At 48.2% G+C, this 20,195-nt stretch carries 20 protein-coding genes and 3 tRNA genes; 7 read left to right on the top strand and 16 right to left on the bottom strand.

Annotation, left to right across the window (positions count from 1 at the left end):
- Nucleotides 1-61 precede the first annotated feature (61 nt).
- Nucleotides 62-400, top strand: coding sequence for a four-helix bundle copper-binding protein (locus tag GQ52_RS01715; protein ID WP_047514572.1), 339 nt, complete (start codon nt 62-64; stop codon nt 398-400).
- A gap of 75 nt (nt 401-475) precedes the next feature.
- On the opposite strand, the gene GQ52_RS01710 is transcribed toward GQ52_RS01715, so the two are convergent.
- The 3 genes from GQ52_RS01710 to GQ52_RS01700 form a co-directional block, all read right to left on the bottom strand.
- Complete coding sequence (locus tag GQ52_RS01710; RefSeq protein WP_047514570.1) at nt 476-1,927, bottom strand: phage tail sheath C-terminal domain-containing protein; 1,452 nt, start codon at nt 1,925-1,927, stop codon at nt 476-478.
- A 160-nt stretch (nt 1,928-2,087) separates the two neighbouring features.
- Nucleotides 2,088-2,396, bottom strand: coding sequence for a BON domain-containing protein (locus tag GQ52_RS01705; RefSeq protein ID WP_019881558.1), 309 nt, complete (start codon nt 2,394-2,396; stop codon nt 2,088-2,090).
- A gap of 124 nt (nt 2,397-2,520) precedes the next feature.
- Nucleotides 2,521-3,429 (bottom strand): nuclease-related domain-containing protein, encoded by a 909-nt coding sequence (locus GQ52_RS01700; RefSeq protein WP_235272903.1) that lies wholly within the window; start codon nt 3,427-3,429, stop codon nt 2,521-2,523.
- 132 nt (nt 3,430-3,561) lie between these two features.
- Here GQ52_RS01700 and GQ52_RS01695 point away from each other — a divergent pair, with 132 nt between their 5' ends.
- Nucleotides 3,562-4,311, top strand: coding sequence for an alpha/beta fold hydrolase (locus tag GQ52_RS01695; RefSeq protein WP_047514564.1), 750 nt, complete (start codon nt 3,562-3,564; stop codon nt 4,309-4,311).
- Between the two features lie 55 nt (nt 4,312-4,366).
- Here the strand turns inward: GQ52_RS01695 and GQ52_RS01690 are convergent, their stop codons facing one another.
- Nucleotides 4,367-4,900, bottom strand: coding sequence for a carboxymuconolactone decarboxylase family protein (locus tag GQ52_RS01690; RefSeq protein ID WP_047514562.1), 534 nt, complete (start codon nt 4,898-4,900; stop codon nt 4,367-4,369).
- Between the two features lie 103 nt (nt 4,901-5,003).
- On the opposite strand from GQ52_RS01690, the gene GQ52_RS01685 reads away from it, so the two are divergent.
- The 3 genes from GQ52_RS01685 to GQ52_RS13820 all read left to right on the top strand — a co-directional run bounded on the left by GQ52_RS01685 (nt 5,004) and on the right by GQ52_RS13820 (nt 6,817).
- Nucleotides 5,004-5,813 carry an AraC family transcriptional regulator gene (locus tag GQ52_RS01685; RefSeq protein ID WP_047514559.1) on the top strand — a complete coding sequence of 270 codons (810 nt, stop codon included), beginning with the start codon at nt 5,004-5,006 and terminating at the stop codon, nt 5,811-5,813.
- A gap of 75 nt (nt 5,814-5,888) precedes the next feature.
- A complete protein-coding gene (locus GQ52_RS01680; protein ID WP_047514556.1) occupies nt 5,889-6,476 on the top strand; it encodes an RNA polymerase sigma factor in 588 nt (195 codons plus the stop codon).
- Between the two features lie 32 nt (nt 6,477-6,508).
- Nucleotides 6,509-6,817 carry a hypothetical protein gene (locus GQ52_RS13820; RefSeq protein WP_081979302.1) on the top strand — a complete coding sequence of 103 codons (309 nt, stop codon included), beginning with the start codon at nt 6,509-6,511 and terminating at the stop codon, nt 6,815-6,817.
- Between the two features lie 82 nt (nt 6,818-6,899).
- Here GQ52_RS13820 and GQ52_RS01675 read toward each other — a convergent pair whose 3' ends face one another.
- Nucleotides 6,900-7,799 (bottom strand): LysR family transcriptional regulator, encoded by a 900-nt coding sequence (locus GQ52_RS01675; protein WP_047514553.1) that lies wholly within the window; start codon nt 7,797-7,799, stop codon nt 6,900-6,902.
- Between the two features lie 116 nt (nt 7,800-7,915).
- On the opposite strand from GQ52_RS01675, the gene GQ52_RS01670 reads away from it, so the two are divergent.
- Nucleotides 7,916-8,671: an SDR family NAD(P)-dependent oxidoreductase gene (locus GQ52_RS01670; protein ID WP_047514551.1), complete on the top strand. Its 756-nt coding sequence runs from the start codon at nt 7,916-7,918 to the stop codon at nt 8,669-8,671.
- 290 nt (nt 8,672-8,961) lie between these two features.
- Here GQ52_RS01670 and GQ52_RS01660 read toward each other — a convergent pair whose 3' ends face one another.
- From GQ52_RS01660 to ychF, 6 genes are all read right to left on the bottom strand, one after another.
- Nucleotides 8,962-9,618 carry a hypothetical protein gene (locus tag GQ52_RS01660; RefSeq protein WP_047514545.1) on the bottom strand — a complete coding sequence of 219 codons (657 nt, stop codon included), beginning with the start codon at nt 9,616-9,618 and terminating at the stop codon, nt 8,962-8,964.
- A gap of 12 nt (nt 9,619-9,630) precedes the next feature.
- Nucleotides 9,631-10,818 (bottom strand): hypothetical protein, encoded by a 1,188-nt coding sequence (locus GQ52_RS01655; RefSeq protein WP_161792007.1) that lies wholly within the window; start codon nt 10,816-10,818, stop codon nt 9,631-9,633.
- A 186-nt stretch (nt 10,819-11,004) separates the two neighbouring features.
- Nucleotides 11,005-11,077, bottom strand: a tRNA-Ile gene (locus tag GQ52_RS01650).
- Nucleotides 11,078-11,142: 65 nt separating this feature from the next.
- Nucleotides 11,143-12,339, bottom strand: a complete 1,197-nt coding sequence (locus tag GQ52_RS01645; RefSeq protein WP_047514540.1) for an MFS transporter — start codon at nt 12,337-12,339, stop codon at nt 11,143-11,145.
- 149 nt (nt 12,340-12,488) lie between these two features.
- A tRNA-Met gene (locus tag GQ52_RS01640) sits at nt 12,489-12,565 on the bottom strand.
- 98 nt (nt 12,566-12,663) lie between these two features.
- Nucleotides 12,664-13,749: a redox-regulated ATPase YchF gene (ychF, locus tag GQ52_RS01635; RefSeq protein ID WP_019881573.1), complete on the bottom strand. Its 1,086-nt coding sequence runs from the start codon at nt 13,747-13,749 to the stop codon at nt 12,664-12,666.
- Nucleotides 13,750-13,965: 216 nt separating this feature from the next.
- Between ychF and GQ52_RS01630 the strand changes: the two genes are divergently transcribed.
- Nucleotides 13,966-16,734 (top strand): EAL domain-containing protein, encoded by a 2,769-nt coding sequence (locus GQ52_RS01630; RefSeq protein WP_047514537.1) that lies wholly within the window; start codon nt 13,966-13,968, stop codon nt 16,732-16,734.
- A gap of 3 nt (nt 16,735-16,737) precedes the next feature.
- On the opposite strand, the gene pth is transcribed toward GQ52_RS01630, so the two are convergent.
- From pth to ispE, 5 genes are all read right to left on the bottom strand, one after another.
- Entirely contained in the window at nt 16,738-17,310 is a 573-nt protein-coding gene (gene pth, locus GQ52_RS01625) for an aminoacyl-tRNA hydrolase (protein ID WP_024929587.1), read from the bottom strand.
- 107 nt (nt 17,311-17,417) lie between these two features.
- Nucleotides 17,418-18,026 (bottom strand): 50S ribosomal protein L25/general stress protein Ctc, encoded by a 609-nt coding sequence (locus tag GQ52_RS01620; protein WP_019881576.1) that lies wholly within the window; start codon nt 18,024-18,026, stop codon nt 17,418-17,420.
- 111 nt (nt 18,027-18,137) lie between these two features.
- Nucleotides 18,138-19,073 carry a ribose-phosphate pyrophosphokinase gene (locus GQ52_RS01615; RefSeq protein WP_019881577.1) on the bottom strand — a complete coding sequence of 312 codons (936 nt, stop codon included), beginning with the start codon at nt 19,071-19,073 and terminating at the stop codon, nt 18,138-18,140.
- Nucleotides 19,074-19,200: 127 nt separating this feature from the next.
- A tRNA-Gln gene (locus tag GQ52_RS01610) sits at nt 19,201-19,277 on the bottom strand.
- A 14-nt stretch (nt 19,278-19,291) separates the two neighbouring features.
- A complete protein-coding gene (ispE, locus tag GQ52_RS01605) occupies nt 19,292-20,191 on the bottom strand; it encodes a 4-(cytidine 5'-diphospho)-2-C-methyl-D-erythritol kinase (protein ID WP_047514533.1) in 900 nt (299 codons plus the stop codon).
- Nucleotides 20,192-20,195: the final 4 nt, after the last annotated feature.

Genomic DNA, 20,195 nt, shown 5'->3' with positions numbered 1-20,195 from the left:
CTGGCAGGGCAGGGTGACTAAGTTCGGAGTATTCTTAAACGCTACTAAGCTGGAGAAAGCCATGACTGAAAAAGACCTGAAGTTATGTATGGAGCTGTGCAAAAAATGTGCAGACACGTGTGAAAGCTGTACAATCGCCTGTGAAACTGAGGCCAATCCCATGTTGCGAACCTGTATTGAACTGGATATGGACTGCGCGGATTTCTGTCGCCTGACGGCTTCATTTATTGCGCGTCGCAGCGACTTTGTTGAACTGGTTTGTCAGGACTGTGCGGAAATTTGTACCGCCTGTGCCGATCAATGCGAGCAACATGCCTCTGATCATTGCGGTGCGTGCGCCCGGGCCTGTCGCAGTTGCGCAGAAGCATGCCTGAAGGTGGGCGCTGCTGCATTCGCATAATATGCAAATGATCTCTCTTCGCTTCTATGAGCAGGTGGCGATGCCTGAGTGCAAGCCACCTTGCACGCAGTGTATTTAACCAGCTTGCTTAACCGTAAGTTTCAATATAATAAACTCGGCCGGTCGCACAACTGCCATACCCATTTCAATCCGCATCAACCCCTGCGCAATATCATTTGCCGTCATGGTTTTGCCCAGGCCGATATTCACAAAAAATGCCTGTTCCGGCTTGCTGCCCTGCAATGCACCTTGCCGCCACAACAAGATTAAAAAATTTTCTATCATGGCTTGTGCACGCACCCAGGTATTGGCGTCGTTAGGCTCAAATACCATCTGCTGCAAGCCTTGGCTGACAGATACCTCTACCCAGCTAAACAATCGCCGCACAGGAATATAACGCCATTCATTGTCGTTGCCAGCCAGTGTCCGTGCACCCCATATCTGCGTGCCTTTGCCCGTAAACTTGCGGATGATATTAATTGACTTGCCAGCGTTAACATCCACGTTGTAATCCTGTTGCTGTGCGCTGGTGAGGTTAAGCACCGGCCGTATGACCTGGTCGAGTGATTCGTTGGCTGGCGCTTTCCATACGCCACGCTTCTGGTCGACTGCGGCATACACACCTGCCACGGCCCCGCTGGCAGGTAAGGTATTCAAGGCAATATTCGCAGCGTCTATCCATTGCTTGGCCAGCACATACTGGGCGTATAACTTTTGGTTGAGCGATGCTAATTGTGCTTGGGATTCGGTTGTCATCTTGGCCAACCCGGCGGCGTGTATTTGCGCCATCAGTGCCTGCATGCCCTGGTCCTGGGTCAGGCTTTCTGCGCTCACCACACTGCCATCGCCTTTACGTTTAAACACCAACTGGTTAAAGTCCGTGGTTCTTGCCAGGCTGGTCACCAGCCACGGCCCATAGGCTGCACCATATTTCAGGTGATCCATGCCCAGGCTTTGCCTGAAACGCTCGGCTTCGGTGGCGAGGTCAGCCGGGTTATGTTGCAGACGTAAATCAAACAACGCAAACCGATTTTGTAACTGTGCACATTGTGCCAGCGCAGTCGCCTCTAGCGTATGTGTCTCACGGCATAGAGCAGTTTCGGGAATAGCGATCAGCGTTGGCAGCGGGTCTTTTTCTATGGCGTTTAAACCAGCTGCCAATGTGGCTGCTGAAACCTGGTCGTTGTAGTTGCCGACGGAGACGATCACGCACGAACCGCCGCCATTGGCAAAAAACAGCCGCACGCTGTCATAGAGATAAAACGGTTGATCAATCGTAGCGTCAATCACTTGGTCTTGCGCATCCAGCCACAGCGTTACCGCCGACCTGGCTGCGCCACCAAACAAGCTTTCATAATCCAGTAAGGAGTAGACTTTTGTGGCGACGAGCGATAATGACACACCTTGCCTATCCGCTTTTTCGGTATAGCCTATCAATGCCAGGATTGCCGTTTCCAGGGTTGGAATACTGGGCGGGAGCTTGCTCACTTCTTCAATATAAACGCCGGGCGTTTTATAAACAGCCATGATTGATATCCCCGAATGTGGCACACGTGATGACAACAGTGTTCAAGCCATTATAGGCTGTTTAGCGTAACAGGGGAGAGTGAGTCAAGAGGGGCGTTGAACGTAAAACTGCCCATAGGAATCGCGCTGATTCCTATGGGCAAGGTCATGTGCAGAACACTTATTGTGCAACCACAATATCGTCTTTCACGGCAGTCACGCCTTTCACATTTTTAGCCAACAGCACCGCTTTATCGGCTTCGGCTTTCGATTTCACCACACCAGACAATTGCACCAGGCCATTGCTGTCGGTTTCTACTTTAATGTCTGTCGCACTCACCGCTTTGTCTTTGGCAAACGCTGTTTTCACTTTGGCGGTGATCACAGAGTCTTCAACCTTGGTGCCAATCGAGTCACCATCCGCCGCAAAACCAGCCATAGGCAATGTCAAAGCACTTACTAATAACAGAGATTTGAATGTGTTTTTCATGATGATTCCTTGTTTGATTAATTTGTGGAGGTTTCATTATTCAGGCATCACGAAAAGTTAGGAATACAGCGCATTCTGATCCTGGCGTAGGAGTCCACTGACGATCACTTGGCGTTGAGTGTGTTTATGATTTTGGTTTGGTCAGCGCAATGGGCTCAATATCACGACAAATGTTTTCCAGTTGGTGTGCAATTTGGTGTATGAATTTTTCAGATGTGTTTTCTGGTCGTTGCGCATTAAAGTAGCGCTCGGGGTTCTTGCCATTGATGACGGCAATTTCTGAGCGTTGAGTATGCGTCACGTACCAACCAGGCAGGGCGATCACGGCCTTTACGGTCACAGCCTCACCAACGGCATGACTCAACCACTGTTGCAAAGATTGCGCTTGGCGTGTTGCCTGTTCAGCAGGCTTATCTTCGCTCCAACCGGGAAAGCGCAGTTGCTTTCCGTCGAAATTAACCCTATGTTGATGGCCGCCATTTTTGAACAGCGGCTTTGATCGCCCTTTAGTTTCAATCGCATATACGCCGGTTTTACCAACCACCACATGGTCAATATTAAAGCTGCTGATTGTATTTTTCAGCGTGACATCGTGAAAAACGTGATAACCATGCCGCATCAGCGTATTGAGCTCTTGGCCTACCGCCAGTTCAGCATCGTAGCCCAGTCGCAATTTTTCACGTAGTTTGATTAGCTTGATTAGTTTGAACAGGATATAGCCGAAGAGAATGATGCCACTGATGGCACCTAGTATCAAAGGATGTTTAACCGAAGGGAGGTTTGAATAATACGCGTAAATAAATAATGAAATCATCGGAGGCATCATAAGATACATCGCTAGTTCGCTATCTACATCAGATAATCGCGCCTTCACTGACTCCCCTGCACTTCGTAGCAGGTACTGGGTGATTGGATTTTTTCTTCTGGCCGAGGATCGTTTTTTTGAATAAATCACAATCATTAAAATAACCGAAAAAGGCGCCAGGCAAATCGCCATGGTGATTAAGGCTGTCGACAGGGAGGAAGTGAACATATTAAATATGATTGTTAAAAAAAGTTATCTTATCTGAAGGGCTTGCAAAAGTCGATTGGGCGTTGATCGATATTTACGATGGAGCACTTTGAGATACCATAGCGCTAAATTCAAACTACTTAATCGTTAAGCATGCAATTACATACTCAAACGCTAGGCCAGGGCCAACCACTGGTTTTATTACACGGGCTATTCGGTTCGGCAGACAATTGGGGCAGCATCGCCAAACATTTTGCACAGCATTACCAGGTCATCAGCGTCGATTTACGCAATCACGGCCGGTCGCCGCATCGTGATTCACAAACCTACGCCGAGATGGCCGATGACTTATTAGAAACACTCGATGCGCTGGGGGTAGATCAGGTGCATCTACTCGGCCACTCCCTCGGTGGCAAAGTCGCTATGCAATTTGCCACCCAGTATCCCGAAAAAGTAAGCAAACTCATCGTGGTGGATATGGCCATGCGTACTTATCCAGACAGATACACGCAGTTGATGGATCACATGCTGGCAGTCAACCTCAGCCAAATGGCATCACGTAATGAGGTGGATAATGCTTTAAAGGGCCCCATCGCTAATGTGAGGGTACGGCAGTTTTTACTCACTAACCTGGTCAAAAATGAGGATCAGTTACAGTGGCGGATTAACCTGCCAGCGCTCAAAGCCAATTACGCAAAACTCATAGCAGCGATTGCAGTACATTTTGACCAGCCGAGTTTATTTATTCGCGGTGAACGCAGTGATTATGTGCAAGGCAGTGACATCACCGAGCTTCAACAGCATTTCCCTCAGGCTGAGTTCGTCAGCTTGCCAACCGACCATTGGGTGCATGCCGAGCAACCGCAATTATTTATCCAGGCGGTTGAAGCCTTTCTTGCTTAAGTCGTAGGTATCCAGAAACCATCAGGCCACACTTTAGTGGCCTGATCTCGCCTATTTATAAAGTCACCACTGGGAAATCAATCTCCGTCTGGGCGATATGGTTGGTGTAGTTGGTCAAGGTGTTTAAAGCGACATGGGTAATCACCTCCAGAATCAGGCCATCATCCACACCCGCTAAATGCGCTTCAATAAAGTCCTGGTCAGAAAGCACGCCACGTTGCTGCACAATTTTCACTGCCAGTTTCAATAAGCCATCCGTCACTGCATCAGTTGCTTCAGCTTTACGTGCGGCCTGAATCGCTTCAGTGTTAAGTCCCGCCCCTCTGGCAATCAGGCTATGTGCCGACAAGCAATATTGGCAATTATTGGCCTGGCCAATCGCCAGCGCCAGTGACTCTCTTTGTTTGGCGCTTAAACGGCCTTTGGTCACACCCTCACTCAAACCCAGGTAAGCATTTAAGGCAACAGGTGCCTGTGCCAAAGTCGCAATCAAATTAGGCACTTTGCCCAGTTTTGTTTTCACTGCATCCAGTGTTGCATTGACTTCTGCGCTAGCAGTTTCACGGTTGATAGTTTGAATACGTGCCATGATGAATCTCCTTGTCTGGTTAATTAAGACGCTTTGTGCGTTGGAGATATCATGCAATACTCATGATTATCAAAGGTCTCGTTATGTTGATCAGGAGTATCGTTTGGATCCATTGTTACCACTGTTGAATCAAATCTCCCTCTCAGCGCAGGTGTTTTTTACCGGCGATCTTTGCCAGGTGGTGAATTTTGATGGGGCGGGGCAGGTGGGCCATATTCATTTGCTGCGCGCCGGACAGCTCGACCTGATGTTCAGGGGCAAGCCGCTCGCTCGCATAGATCAGCCCAGCGTAGTGTTCTTCCCCAAACCTACTATACATGTACTCACACCTGTGGCAGATGAACCATGTGAACTGGTCTGCGCCATGATTGATCTCGGTGCCAAAGTACGCAGCCCACTGGCGACTGCCTTACCTGAATTTGTGATTGTGCCCTTGAGCGATATGCAACAAATTGCGCCCACCTTGCAGCTATTGTTTCATGAAGCATTTGCGCAAGACTTGGGGCGGCAAGCTGCGTTGGACCGGTTGGCAGAGTATTTCCTGATCCAGATTTTGCGGCATGTCATTCAGCACGGCCAACTGCAGCAAAGTATTTTTGCCGCATTAGCTGATACAAGGCTAGCGCTGGCAGTCAAAGCCATGCATGAAAATCCATCCCATCCGTGGACTCTGGAAACCCTGGCCGATGTCTCCGGCATGTCACGCGCCAGGTTTGCCGCCAACTTTAAAGCCACGGTAGGCAACACGCCATTAGATTACCTCACCGACTGGCGGCTCTCGATTGCACAAAACCTGATCCGGCAGGGCAAGCCACTCAAAAGCATCGCCACACAAGTCGGTTACCAAAGCTCAGCCGCATTCAGCCGCGTATTTGCAAAACGGCTAGGCACCACGCCAACAGAGTGGCAATAACCATGCTGCTCAAACATTATTTAAAAATATTTCAGGGTTCATACAATATTTCCATTTGTGAAACGTCTTCACAGCATGGATATACATTTAGAAAACAATTTACTCACAACGCAGCACTATTTGGCACAGCGTGATATGGCCCAGCAAGATTCGGTGATCACAGAAACATTCAATAAAGAAAAAGCCAGGCTGCGCAATTTCATTCGCAAAAGCGTACCGAATGTCGGTGACGCGGATGATATTTTGCAGGATGTGTTCTATGAGTTTGTTTCAGCTTACCGTTTACCAGAGCCGCTGGAGCAAGTCGGCGCGTGGTTATACCGCGTGGCAAGAAACCGCATTATTGATCGCTTCAGAAAGCAAAAACAGGAAGTCGCGCTAGAGCATGACGAAGATGACGATGCGCTCTGGCTGGAGGCTATCCTTTCCATTGAAACCGAAACCCCGGCGTCAATTTACGAAAGAAAAATGCTGGTTGAGCACGTGATTGCGACGCTGAATCAATTACCAGTTGAACAACGGCAAGTGTTTATCGCACATGAGTTAGATGGCAAAAGCTTTAAACAAATTGCCGCAGAAACAGGTGTTGGCATCAACACTTTATTAGCAAGAAAACGGTATGCAGTGACTTTCCTCAGAGAGCAACTGCATGCCAGTGACTAATCGTATTAATGACTGAATTATTGGAGAGATGAATGAAAAATTGTAAAAGTAAATGTGCTGCATTCGCAGCGTTAGCCGTAGTCTGCATCGCGGCCTTATCTTATGTGGTCATGCTGTTATGGAACCACGTTGTCGTTTCATTGGCCGATGGTATTCATGTGATTGATTACTGCCACGCAGTCGGCTTGTTGATTCTGAGCAGAATTCTTTTTGGCGGATTCAGAGGTCGTCATGGGCATCACCATAGGCATTGCGGTAGCGAAGCCATGACAGCAGATGAACAAGAGAAAGTACGTTGTGGATTGTTCAGTCGCTTCAGATCTAAGAAAGATGCTGAGTAGGGACGCAATATATACTTAATCGATAAGAAATAAACAATGGCTTCCATGTTTGGGAAGCCATTGTTGTATTTGGCGACAGAAACTACACGTTGCCAGTGTGCTTAACCTGGCCCGCCAAGTGATCAATAAATGCACGCACCACTGGCGGCAGTCCGCGCCGTGTAGTAAATACAATGTGCAGAATGCCCAAGGTCGTTTTCCACTCTGGGAACACCCTGACCAATCTTCCACTTTTTAAGGCTTGGCTGCAGGTATGGTCAGGCAATAACGCCACCCCAATGCCAGCAATAGCGGCTTCTCTCACGGTTGAAAAATCCACACAACTCAATATGGGTTCATGCCAGATAGATTTTGACCCTAATGACGCATGATGGAATTGCCATTCGATGGCATGGTTCTGGTCTGAGGTCGCGATGGTTGGCAAGGCGGATAAATTGTCCAGACTGGATTGATCCAGCTTGTTCGCAAACGCAGGTGAAGCGACCAAAATGCGCTCGGAATGCCCAAGTGTTCTCATCACCAAAGAGCCGTCGGTATCCAATACCGTGCGCACCCTGATGGCGACGTCGATTCTATCCTCGATCAGGTTCACCGGATTGTCCCCGGCGACCAGTTGTAATCTGGCTTGCGGGTAAGCCAAAAGGAATGAAGAAAAAATGGGCGCCAGCGTTTCGTACAAGCCTAGCGGGCAACTGCATCTTACTAATCCTTTGGGTTCACTGAGCGATTCAGAAACGATGGAGTCCGCCTGTTCCACATCCAGCATAATGACTTTGCAACGTTCATAAAACGATTGCCCGATCTCAGTCACCCGGAATCGCCTGGTCGATCTTTCGATCAAGCGCACGCCCAGCCTTTCTTCTAACAGGCCAATTCTTCTGCTGATGGTGGATTTAGGAATGCGCACGCGTCTGCTGGCAGCTGCAAAACTGCCGCCACTCACCACCTCCGCAAACAGAATGTAATCATTGATATCACGCATATTGGCTCATTTTTGGAACAATTAAACTCACAAGAGCAGTCTAGTGCATTTATTGGCTCACTGGCAATATTTCATCCATGCAGTAAACGTTATTTAATTACTTAAGGAGAAACATCATGTCAGCAACATTTGAAAACAAAGTCGTCGTGGTTACTGGTGGTACTAGTGGTATTGGTCTTGCCACAGCAAAACACTTTGTAAACCAGGGCGCGCATGTCTATATCACAGGCCGTAGACAAGCCGAGTTAGAGGCCGCGATCAAAACCATAGGCGGTAAGGTGAAAGGGATTCAGGCCGATATGTCCAAACTGGTGGATATTGACCGCCTCTATGACGCAGTACAGCAAGATCACTCCCAGATTGACGTGATCTATGCCAACGCAGGTGGCGGTAATATGTTGCCGTTGGGCGCCATTACCGAAGATCACTACGAAGATATTTTTGGCAGAAATGTCAAAGGCGTGATTTTCACCGTGCAAAAAGCATTGCCCTTACTTAAAGATGGCGCGTCCATTGTATTGACTGGCTCAACCACCAGCGTCAAAGGCACCGCCGCATTTAGTATTTACAGCGCATCCAAAGCAGCCATTCGCAACCTCGCCCGCAGCTGGATTTTAGACCTCAAAGACCGCGGTATCCGCGTCAATGTCGTCAGCCCAGGCCCGATCAAAACACCAGGCTTGGTAGAATTGGCTGGTAACGACCCAGCACAACAACAAGGCCTGCTGGATTATTTAGGTTCTCAAGTACCTATGGGCAGAGTGGGTGACCCTGAAGAAGTGGCGAAAGCCGTAGCGTTTCTTTCATCGCCAGATGCAAGCTTTATCAACGGCATTGAGTTTTTTGTCGATGGTGGACAGGCGCAGATTTAGTTTTTAGTAGCAAACAAAGCCCTCTGCATAGAGGGCTTTGTTTGTTTATTGCAGTGAGTGGTTGCATTAGCTGACGGCATTCATGCGATAGATTACTGCCATGCAGTCGGGTTGTTGATTCTGAATCGAAGTTTATATATTACTGAAGCCAATGCACAGATGATCTTTTTCAGATATTTGCCTAATGAAAATAAACCGCTAAATATTCCATGCTGGAAGATCACGCCGACGGAGGAGGTGCGCGTGGAAGCGCGTGACGCCCGGCGGCGTGATGTCCTCCTAGACTAGATTTATTCTGTTAAAACCTTTTTAACTAAATCATATTCATATAAGTACTTTTCTTTGGTTTCATCTGATACTTTACTGTGCGTAAGTTTTTTAGGAACTGATTTGAGGAGCTCACTAAATTCATTTTTAATTAGAGTTTTATCTTCATAAATAGCCAATGAGCTAAGCAAGTTTTTTGTATCATTTTTAATGAGTCGTAGTCTCCTTACCATTATTGCCGCCCCTTTTTCGTTATCTGCATTATGAATAGAGGTAATAGAGTCAGTAAGTCTTTTGGTTTTTCCGACGATTCCTGGCCTAGCTTCCGTTCTTTCGATCGCGCCTAAGAATGAATGTGTCTGAAAAGCAACCTCCATAACTGTTGCATCAGATATGCGCTTTGAAAACCAAAAGAGGCGAGTAATTTCTTGGCTGAATGATTCATATGTCCCTAACGCATCTTTGAGGGAGCCTCGAACAGTTGCGTAAGCTTTTAATGAGCCAGCTTTAAACTTTATTTCTGTTTGGATTTTGTCACCGAGGAAGTGAACTGCTCTGTCACTAATGTAGTTATTTATAGCCTTTTTTGTAGCCTCAGTAGCATCGCTCTCTTCCTCGAAGTGCGCATCTATGTGCACATATGATTCGAAGAGAATACTAGTTTTTATATAATCCGCCATTATTATTCACCCTTATTTTTTGTTTTGAGTTGATAAGAACATCGATAAAGTTTGCTGAGTATGTAGAAGTGTTGAAACCGTTGACCAATTTATTTGAGTTAGGAACTCTTCAAAACTGAATTGGTTATAAAGTTCCTCAATAAAAGAGTCAAGCCAGGAGTAATATTGCCAATTCTTGAAGTTCAATAATGAGACTAAGTTAACTTCATTCTCAATTTCCAATTTCACTTTTTTTGTCGTAATTTCTGCTGGGGCGACGCCAATGTATGCTTGCTCAAACCCATCAGGTAGGTTGTAGTTATAGTTTTCATACTTAATTTTAATTTTTAATTTAAATCTTGCATTCTTAAGTTCAATGCAACCAAGTGCCGGTCGCTCTATGGTTGTTTCTCGAGGAAGTATTAATTTAAATTTTTTGTAATATGACCCATCAAATCCACGAATTTCAGTGACGTTACTATTTAAATTTTTTTTTGCGACCTCTGCGAAAATGTGTCTGTTCTCTAAAGAGGTAGAAAATAAGCTCAGAAACCTATTGTCCAGTAGCAATCGACTAAAGTCTGATCTATCGAATTCGGATATAAATTCTTTGGCTTTATCAGAATTATATTGCCTGAAGTAGTCGTTTAAGTGAATAGAAAGAAGCTCCAAGATCATGAACTCAATTCCTTCAACTAATAACGTTGAGGCTTTAGTTATTGGACTATATGCAGTAGAAACTTCCGTTTTTTGAATGAATTTAGCATCCTCACCTTTCTGAGATGCAATGCTTACAACATTATCAAAGTTTTCTAAATTGTTGGTCTTTCTGATAATTGGGTCGTCATCCCATAATTTTTTCCATGCAATATTTTCTATAAATCCAGCTTTAAATACATCACTTAAATTTGTTGAAAATTTGTAGCCTAGAATTTTTGTTAATACATTGTCATTGTTGTTTAAACAAAAAACTGTTTCTATCAAAGCTTTCCGTTTTCGATTAACACAAAGATTGAGAAACAAACTTAATAGAGGAAGGAGAGTGCAGGTAAGTCCGATGTAAAGGATTAATGGCGACTGCTGGGACGGTCCTGCTGTGAAATAAGTGCAAATAAGATTAATGCCGGTACTCAGTACCGCAACAGTAAGAATGACCTCGAGAAATCTCTTTCTATGCTCAAGTGTTTCTAGAATTGCTCTAGAGATGAAATTTTTTTTCATTTTTTGCCCGAAGTACCAAATTTCCAAGCTCAATTTATTCTGAATAGACTTTCATGGTCAAGCTTTTTATACTGAGATAGTTGGATTATTTGATTTTAGACTGTCTAGTTGGCTACTACGTGGCTATTAAATGTAAGGAAATGTATAAAATAAAACGGCTCCCATCTCTGGAAGCCGCTTGGTATTTGGTGGGAAGAGGGGGTTGAACCCTCGACCCCAGGATTATGAGTCCTGTGCTCTAACCAGTTGAGCTACATTGTCATTAAAACTAAATGACGTAACTTTATTGATTTGCGTGTGTTGTATCAAATAGAAATAACTACATTATTGTGATGCGTTTGCCTGAGCCAATTTGAACGAAATCATCCAAAGCAATAATCCAATCACTGAGGTAACGGCACCAATCGTTCCAAATACGTTGTAGCCTAATCCATGGTCAATCGCCATTCCTCCCAACCAAGGGCCTAAAGCATTCGCGGTATTTAATGCGGCTTGAATGGCGGCGGCAGATAATACCTGCGCATCTCCAGCAATTTCCATCAAATGCGTTTGCAGCGTGACTGGCAGTGCCATCATGGTGCCTACTGCGACTGCTGCGATGATAATCCCAGGTAGTGAGCCTGAAAGAAATGGAACCATCGCCAACACAAATATCGACCACACAATCAGCAGGCATGCGCCTTTGAATTTCATGGCATCTGCAATTTTGCCACCAGACAACATGCCGATGATTGAGCCTATGCCAAAGGCGACAACCAGCCAGGGCATATATGACTCGGAAACCTTGGTGACATTGACCAACACTGGTGCCATGTAGCTAAAGACAGTAAACATTCCGGTAAAACCGAATACGCCAATGAGCAGCACTAACCAAATCTGTAGCCGATTAAATGCTGCCAGTTCTTCCATCGGGCTGGATTTTTTCTCGTTCTCGTCTAAAGGTAACGACTTGTTAACCATCAACAATGTGATGAATGCCAGCACGCCAACTAAAGCAAAAGCTAATCGCCATGTAAATTGTTGCCCTAACCAAACAGCAAGCGGGTTGCCCACCAGTATGGCGACGGCCAGCCCAAGCATGACCTTGGTGACCGCCATACCCTTTTGTGAAGGCGGGCTGATAGACGCTGCGACTAATGAGGCAATGCCGAAATATGCGCCATGTGGCAGGCCTGAAATAAATCTGGCGACTAGCATCGTGCCGTAAGTGGGAGCAAGCGCGCTGGCAATGTTGGCGAGGGCATACATAAATGCGAGTGCAAGCAGCAGGTTTTTTCTTTTAAGGCCAGCGCCAAAAATCGCCAGTAGGGGTGCGCCCACCACAACGCCTAAAGCATAAACGCTGATAGAAACGCCAACCTGGGATTCCGATACGCCTAATCCGCGGCTGATTTCAAGCAGCAAACCCATGCTTGAGAATTCACTCACACCAATTGCAAATGCCCCGATGGAGAGCGCAAAAATAATCAGGTTTTGCCTGGCTTTAGATAGTTGGATCTGTGGAGCTGAGTGATTCGACATGGACTTACTTAAAGAGTGAGTTGAAATGCAATTGCCGACTTTATGATGGAAGTGGGCAGGCGTCAGGCCCCACCATTGTGTACTACCTCGTAGAACTTAGGCAAAAAATAAGCCATTGATCTATTCAATCAATGGCTTATTTAGTATTTTGGTGGTGAAAGAGGGACTTGAACCCTCGACCCCAGGATTATGAATCCTGTGCTCTAACCAGCTGAGCTACATCACCATTAAAACTGAAGGCGCAATTCTATTGATTTTGCGCTTGATTGTCAAAGTAAATCCACGCCAATTTACTTGTTTAGTGCATGTTGGCGCGGGCTTGCTTTAAACGTTGAAACGGAAATGCATCACATCGCCGTCTTGCACGATGTACTCTTTACCTTCCAGGCGCATTTTGCCAGCTTCTTGTGAACCTTTTTCGCCTTTAAATTGCACATAGTCGTTGTAAGCAATCACTTCGGCACGGATAAAGCCGCGTTCAAAGTCGGTGTGGATGACACCGGCAGCTTGTGGGGCAGTCGCGCCTTTTTTAACCGTCCAGGCGCGCACTTCTTGTACACCGGCGGTGAAGTAGGTTTGCAGGCCTAGCAAATCATAAGCGGCACGGATCACGCGGTTAAGGCCGGGTTCTTCCTGGCCCAGTTCTTCCAGGAACAGCAGTTTGTCTTCTTCGTCCAGCTCGGAGATTTCACCTTCGATTTTGGCGCAGATGGTGACCACAGGCGCGTTTTCGGTTTTGGCTAATGCCAGCACTTTGTCCAGGTGCGGGTTGTTCTCAAAACCGCCTTCAATCACGTTGGTGATGTACATCACTGGTTTCACAGTGATCAGGCACAATGGTTTGAGCAAGTTGAGTTCATCGGCATCCAGGCCCAGCGTACGCACGGCTTTGGCGTCGTTGAGGCAAGGCACGACTTTTTCGAGCACTTTGATCAGGGCGATGGCGTCTTTGTCGCCGCTTTTGGCTTTTTTGCCTTCGCGCTGCATGGTTTTTTCTACGGTTTCCATGTCGGCCAGTGCCAGCTCGGTGTTAATCACTTCGATGTCGGCCAATGGGTCTACCTTGCCTGATACGTGAATGACGTTACCGTCTTCAAAGCAGCGCACGACGTGGGCAATGGCATCAGTTTCGCGGATATTGGCCAGGAACTTGTTACCCAGGCCTTCACCTTTGGAGGCGCCCGCCACCAGACCGGCAATGTCGACAAACTCGACAATCGCAGGTTGTACCTTTTGCGGTTTAACGATGTCGATCAGCGGTTGCAGGCGTTGGTCTGGCACCTCGACGATGCCGACGTTAGGCTCGATGGTACAGAAAGGATAGTTTTCTGCCGCGATGCCTGCTTTGGTGATGGCGTTAAACAAGGTGGATTTGCCTACATTAGGCAGGCCGACAATACCGCATTTCATAGTGGATGAACCTTAGCGTGAATATTGCCGCACCATTAATTTGCGGCAAAGATTGAATAAAACCAATATTTTACCGTTAGTATGGAGATAGAGCCAGAATCAATCTTGATTTGACGCAAGTTGCATACAAGATTTAAGTTTTATTATAAATAAACAAATGCATGACTGCGGGGGCATAATCATATGCGTCATGCGCCTTCCTGACAAGGATGTGAAATGTTTCGTTTCAATATGGCATCATTACAACAAGTTTTATCGTCACGATGGATTGCAGCAGCAGTCCTGTTATGCGCATTGCAGACCACCTTTTTGCTGTGGATGAGTGAGCGCCATCATGCCGAGGCGTTGCAGGCGGTCAAGTTCAAGCAGTCTACAGTGTCTGCGTCTGAGGCGATTCAGCAACGGCTCAATGCTTACCGGCAAATCCTCAAGGGTGTGGAGCAGCTGTATATTTCTTCGCAGTTTGTCTCGGCCGAAGAGTTTAGACTCTATGTCGATGACTACCTCAAAAGTACCGAATACAACAGCCTGAATGCGCTGGGCTTTATCAAATATATCCACCTGCATCATCCGGAAACGTTTAAAGATCTGGATATGCCTTTGCCACAATTACTCAAGCAATTGGATTTCATCAAGGGCGATGACGAGATTGCGCCTGTGTTGTATGTGGAGCCGCGTAACGATGCCAACCGTGACACCCTGCTGAAAAACACTTTTCTGGATGCGCAATTACGCGCGGACTTGCTGGAAGCGGGCGACGGTGACCGTTTGGTGTTGTCTGGGCATTACGCGGCCAATACCAGCGTGCAGCCTTATAAGAACTATATTTTCCATGCGCCGGTGTACCGTCATCATGATGGCATGCAAACAGGTGATCGCCGCCATTGGTTAAATGGCTGGGTGTTTTTACGTTTTGATGTGGCTGCCCTGTTGGCGGAGGCCTTGCACCCGATGGAGCAGCGGCTGGTGCATTTTGATGTGTTTGACCAGGGGCGTGAAGAAGGGCAAGTGCCTTTGTATCACAGTGGCTCTGAGGATGCGCACGTGCATGACAGTGAGGCCGAGTTTACGGTCGCCTATACTTTAAATGTGAGTGGTCAGGTCTGGCGTTTGCAGGCACGTTCTACGCCTGCCTTTGAAGCGGCCACTGATTACCGTGATGCTAACGATATGGGTGTATTGGGCGTGGTGATCAGCCTGTTATTGGCTGGGCTGGTGCAATTCGCCGTGGTGCGTAATCGCACGCGTAACGCCTTGGAAAAATACAGCCTGGCACTCAACAGCAGCGAGCAGCGCTGGAAGTTTGCCATGGAGAGCACTGGGGATGGCGTGTGGGATTGGAATGTGCTCGAATCCAAAGTGGTGTTTTCTGATCATTGGAAGAAAATTCTGGGCTTTGCCGCGAATGAACTGGACCATAAACCGGCCACCTGGAACCAGCGCATACACCCGGATGATGCGCCGGTGGCGATGGATTTGCATCAGCAGGTGCTGGATGGTGAGCGTGAGCAATATGCGATTGAGTATCGCATGTTATGCAAGGATGGCAGCTGGAAGTGGGTGTTTGACCGCGGCATGGTGCTGATGCAGGACGAGCAGGGCAAGCCGACACGGATATTGGGCACGCTGGCGGATATTTCTAAAATCAAGCAGTCGGAAGAAGTGGTCTGGCAATATGCTAACGTCGATACGTTGACCGGCTTGCCTAACCGCCGCCTGTTTTTTGACCGGCTGGATCAGGCGCTACATGGCATTAAAAATAATAACCAGAAACTGGCGATTATCTTTTTAGACCTGGACCGGTTTAAAGAGGTGAATGATAGCCAGGGCCATGACCAGGGTGACAAGTTATTGTTGCAGGCAGGTAAACGCCTGACAGGCTGCGTGGGCAACAAAGACCTGGTTGCGCGGCTGGGAGGCGATGAGTTTGTGCTGATGCTGAGCGATGCCCATGCCAGCCATGTGGAAGCATTGGCGCAACGTATACTGGAAGCCTTGTCGCAGCCTTTTCAGCTGGATGATACGCATGCTTATGTCTCTGCCAGCCTTGGCATTGCGATCTTTCCTGATGATGCGGGCAATAAAGAAGACCTCATGAAGCGCGTGGACCAGGCGATGTATGCGTCCAAGCAAAAAAGCGGCAACTGCTTTACCTATTTCACGCCACGCATGCAGCAAAGTGCCGAGCACCGTATGCGTTTGTCGCAGGATTTGCGCCAGGCGATCAGCAATGACGAGTTTTTCCTCGAATATCAGCCGGTAGTGGATTTGCAAACCAATATGGTGGTGAAGGCAGAGGCCTTGTTACGCTGGCAGCACCCGGTCAAAGGCCTGATTCCGCCGATGGAGTTTGTCTGCATTGCCGAGGACAATTTACTGATTGTGCCCATTGGCGAGTGGGTGTTTAAAACGGCGATTGCACAGTGTCGGCAGTGGCGCCAGTCGTTGCATCCACTGTTCCAGGTGGCGGTGAATAAATCGCCGGTGCAGTTTGCCACCGAGCATAGAAAAAATGAAGACTGGCTGTTTGAAATGGCGAAAAACCATCATGAAGGCAATATGGTGGTGGTTGAAATCACCGAGCGCTTGTTGCTGGATGCCAGTTCGCATGTCAGTGAGCGCTTAGCGCAATATCAGCGGGCAGGCGTGCAAGTGGCGCTGGACGATTTTGGTACCGGTTATTCAGCCTTGTCTTACCTGAAAAAATTCCCGATTGATTACGTAAAGATTGACCGTTCATTTGTACGCGAGCTGGGCACCTCAGGTGAGGACGAAGCGTTGTGCCGCGCGATTATTGTGATGGCGCATAGCCTGGGTATGCAGGTGATTGCAGAAGGCATTGAGAACCAGCGCCAATTACGTATATTGCAGGAGATGGGCTGCGATTTCGGCCAGGGTTATTACTTCTCGCCACCGCTACGCCCCGAGGCATTTGTGAGCTGGCACCATGAGTGGCACCAGCATCCGGCGATTATTTCACGCTAATGGTTATTTGCTGTGCAGTTGCAGCATGGCTTTTTCAAATTGGCCTTGTGCCAGCAGGTCACTGACGGTGGTGGCTTTGATGATGCTGTCATCAATGGCTTGCTGTTCGTCTTTGCCCGCCGCTTTCAAGACAAAATTCACCACTTCAGCCTTATTGCCAGGATGGCCGATGCCGATGCGAAGACGCCAGTAATCCGGTGTGCCCAGCGCCGCGTGAATATCGCGCAGGCCGTTATGGCCACCGTGGCCACCGCCAAATTTCAGTTTGGCTTGTCCTGGCGGCAGATCCAGTTCGTCATGCACCACCAGTACTTCTGCGGGCTGGATTTTGTAGTAATTGGCAATGGCGGCCACCGACTTGCCGCTGGCATTCATAAAGGTGCTGGGTTTGAGTAGCCATTTATCGCTGTGAGGTTGCCATTTGCCCGCGATGCCAAACAGTTTGGCCTCCGCTGCCAGGCGGCTACCGGATTGTTCTGCCAGTAAATCCACCAGCCAGAACCCGGCATTGTGGCGGGTCATGGTGTATTTTTCACCCGGATTGCCCAGGCCAACGATTAGTTTTATTCCACTCATATTTGCGTATTTACGATCTAGCTTAGATTGGTGCACAAAAACGCACACCAAAAAAAACGCGCACAGGATTGTGCGCGTTTATTGTAGCGGATAACCGCCGGGCCTGCTTAGGCTGCTGGTGTTTCTTCAGCAGCTTCTTCGCTACCACCACGTGGTTTAGCAATTGAAACCACTGCAGCGTCATCGCCGTGTGCCAGTTGAACAAACTCAATGCCTTTTGGCAGTTTGATTTCGGACAAGTGGATAGAATGACCAGCTTCCAGTTTGGCCAGATCTACTTCGATAAACTCTGGCAAGTCTTTCGCCAGGCAGCTTACGTCAGCTTCAGTCTGGATGTGGGAGATGTTACCACCACCGGTTTTAACGCCAGGTGCCACATCTTCATTGATGAAGTGGAAAGGCACTTTCACGTGGATTTTCTCAGTCGCGGATACGCGCTGGAAATCGATGTGCTGAATCGTGTTGCGCACTGGGTGCAGTTGGTAGTCACGCAGCAAAACGCTCTCAGCTTTGCCATCCAGCACCAGGCTCAGGATAGATGCGTGAAAAGCTTCATGGCGGAATTCCATGAACAGTTCTTTGTGGTTCAACTCGATAGATACAGCGGCTTGATCACCACCGTAAACAACACCAGGCACGCTGCCAGCGCGACGCAGGCGGCGGCTCGCACCCGTACCTTGAACGTCACGTTTGACTGCTTTAATTTCGATACTCATTTTGAGGCTCCTAAAAACGCCACGAATGGCGGTACTGCACTAAAATCCACCTGCCGCGACCAGCAGGCGGTGTAAAACTTAATCCATACCTTCTATTTGATTTATGGATGGTTAATCCATAAATAAAGAAGACACTGACTCTTCCTGGCTGATGCGCTTGATGGTTTCTGCCAGCAAAGTGGCCGCGCTCAGTTGGCGGATTTTGCTGCAGGCCTGTGCGCCAGCATTTAATGCAATGGTGTTGGTGACCACTAACTCATCCAGTGCGGAAGCTGTAATGCGCTCACCGGCACCACCGGACAATACCGGGTGGGTGGCATAAGCAACCACTTTGGTCGCGCCACGGTCTTTCAGGGCGGCAGCGGCTTCACACAAGGTGTTGGCGGTATCCACCATGTCATCCATGATGACACAGGTGCGGCCTTCAACTTCACCGATAATATTCATGACCTTGGCAACGTTCGCTTTCGGGCGGCGTTTGTCGATAATGGCCAGGTCGGCATTCAATTGTTTGGCGGCTGCACGCGCACGCACCACACCACCAACGTCTGGTGAAACGACTACCAGATTTTCGTGACCTTGCTTGGCCAGGTCTTCCAGCAGAATCGGGGTCGCATAAATATTGTCGACCGGGATATCAAAAAAGCCCTGGATCTGATCTGAGTGCAAGTCCATGGTCAACAAGCGGTTCACACCGACGCTGGTCAGCATATTGGCGACCACTTTCGCTGTGATCGCTACACGGGCTGAGCGCGGACGTCTGTCCTGGCGAGAATAACCCAGGTAAGGGATGGCTGCGGTAATGCGGCCAGCAGAAGAGCGGCGCAGCGCATCGACCATGACCATGACTTCCATCAGGCTGTCATTGGTCGGGTAGCTGGTAGACTGCAATACAAACACGTCACGGCCGCGGACATTCTCCAGCAGCTCCAACATGATTTCACCGTCTGAAAATCGGCCAACATCGGCACGCCCTAATTCAATACCCAAATGCGTGGCAACTTCTTGTGCCAGTACCGGATTGGCATTGCCGGTAAATACCATCATGTTGGCGTTACTCAACGTTGTACCCTTTTTTAAGCGATGACGATGTCTTGGAACCTGATTCCAGCCACAGGTCCGGAATCTACAAAAAATTTAAGCGTGTAAATCGTTAAATCTACACGCTTATGTTTGGCTGAGGAGGAAGGATTCGAACCTTCGCATGCCGGAATCAAAATCCGGTGCCTTAACCAGCTTGGCGACTCCCCAATAACTTGTCTTAATCATACGCTTTTTGTTACCTGACCATCATCGGCGACCGAGGCAAAAAGCGGATGGTATTTTAACCCTTTTGACCAAAAACCGGAAGTGTTTTTTGGTCTATTTTTAATCAATTCATGCGCTTTTTTTTCACTATCCACAGCGACGAATACCGAAGCGCCTGAACCACTCATACGGGCATCGCCGTATTGTTTTAACCAGAGCAACGTATTTGCAACGTTGGGATATAACGCACAAACAACCGCTTCCATATCGTTTTTGGCTTGCTGCCAGAACGCGCTGGAATTAGCGCCGTTTGAAAAGTCCGCCATTCTCAATGGTTTCGAGTCTCTTGTCAATGCTTGATGCGCAAATATTTTTGCGGTTGGCACCTCTACCTGTGGTGTGATCACCACGTAGTATTTTTCCAGCATGTCAGCTGGCAGGGCAACGGCTGATAATTGTTCACCCACGCCTTCTGCCCAAGCCGTTTGGCCAAAGATAAATACGGGCACATCCGCCCCTAATGTGAGCCCAATCGCCATCAGTTGTTGCCTTGAATAGCCGAGTTGCCATTGCTGATTCAGTGCCATGAGTACCGTGGCAGCATCCGAACTGCCGCCGCCGAGGCCGCCGCCCATGGGCGTGCGCTTGATACATTCAATGTCTGCGCCCAGTGTGCATTGGCTGGTTTGCTGCAAGGCACGCGCGGCGCGTATGGTTAAATCTTTTTCTGGCGGCACGCCGGGTAACGGGTTCATGTGCACAATTTGCCCATCCTGGCGTACGCGTATGCGCAGTTCATCACCGTGATCCAGCAGCAAAAAGACGCTTTGCAGCGCATGGTAGCCGTCAGCACGGCGGCCGGTAATATGCAGAAACAGATTGATTTTACAGGGAGCGGGGTAGGTCAGCAGTTCCATACCC

Source organism: Methylophilus sp. Q8, assembly GCF_000800115.1.
Lineage (GTDB): Bacteria > Pseudomonadota > Gammaproteobacteria > Burkholderiales > Methylophilaceae > Methylophilus.
This window is presented reverse-complemented; position numbering and strand designations above follow the sequence as displayed.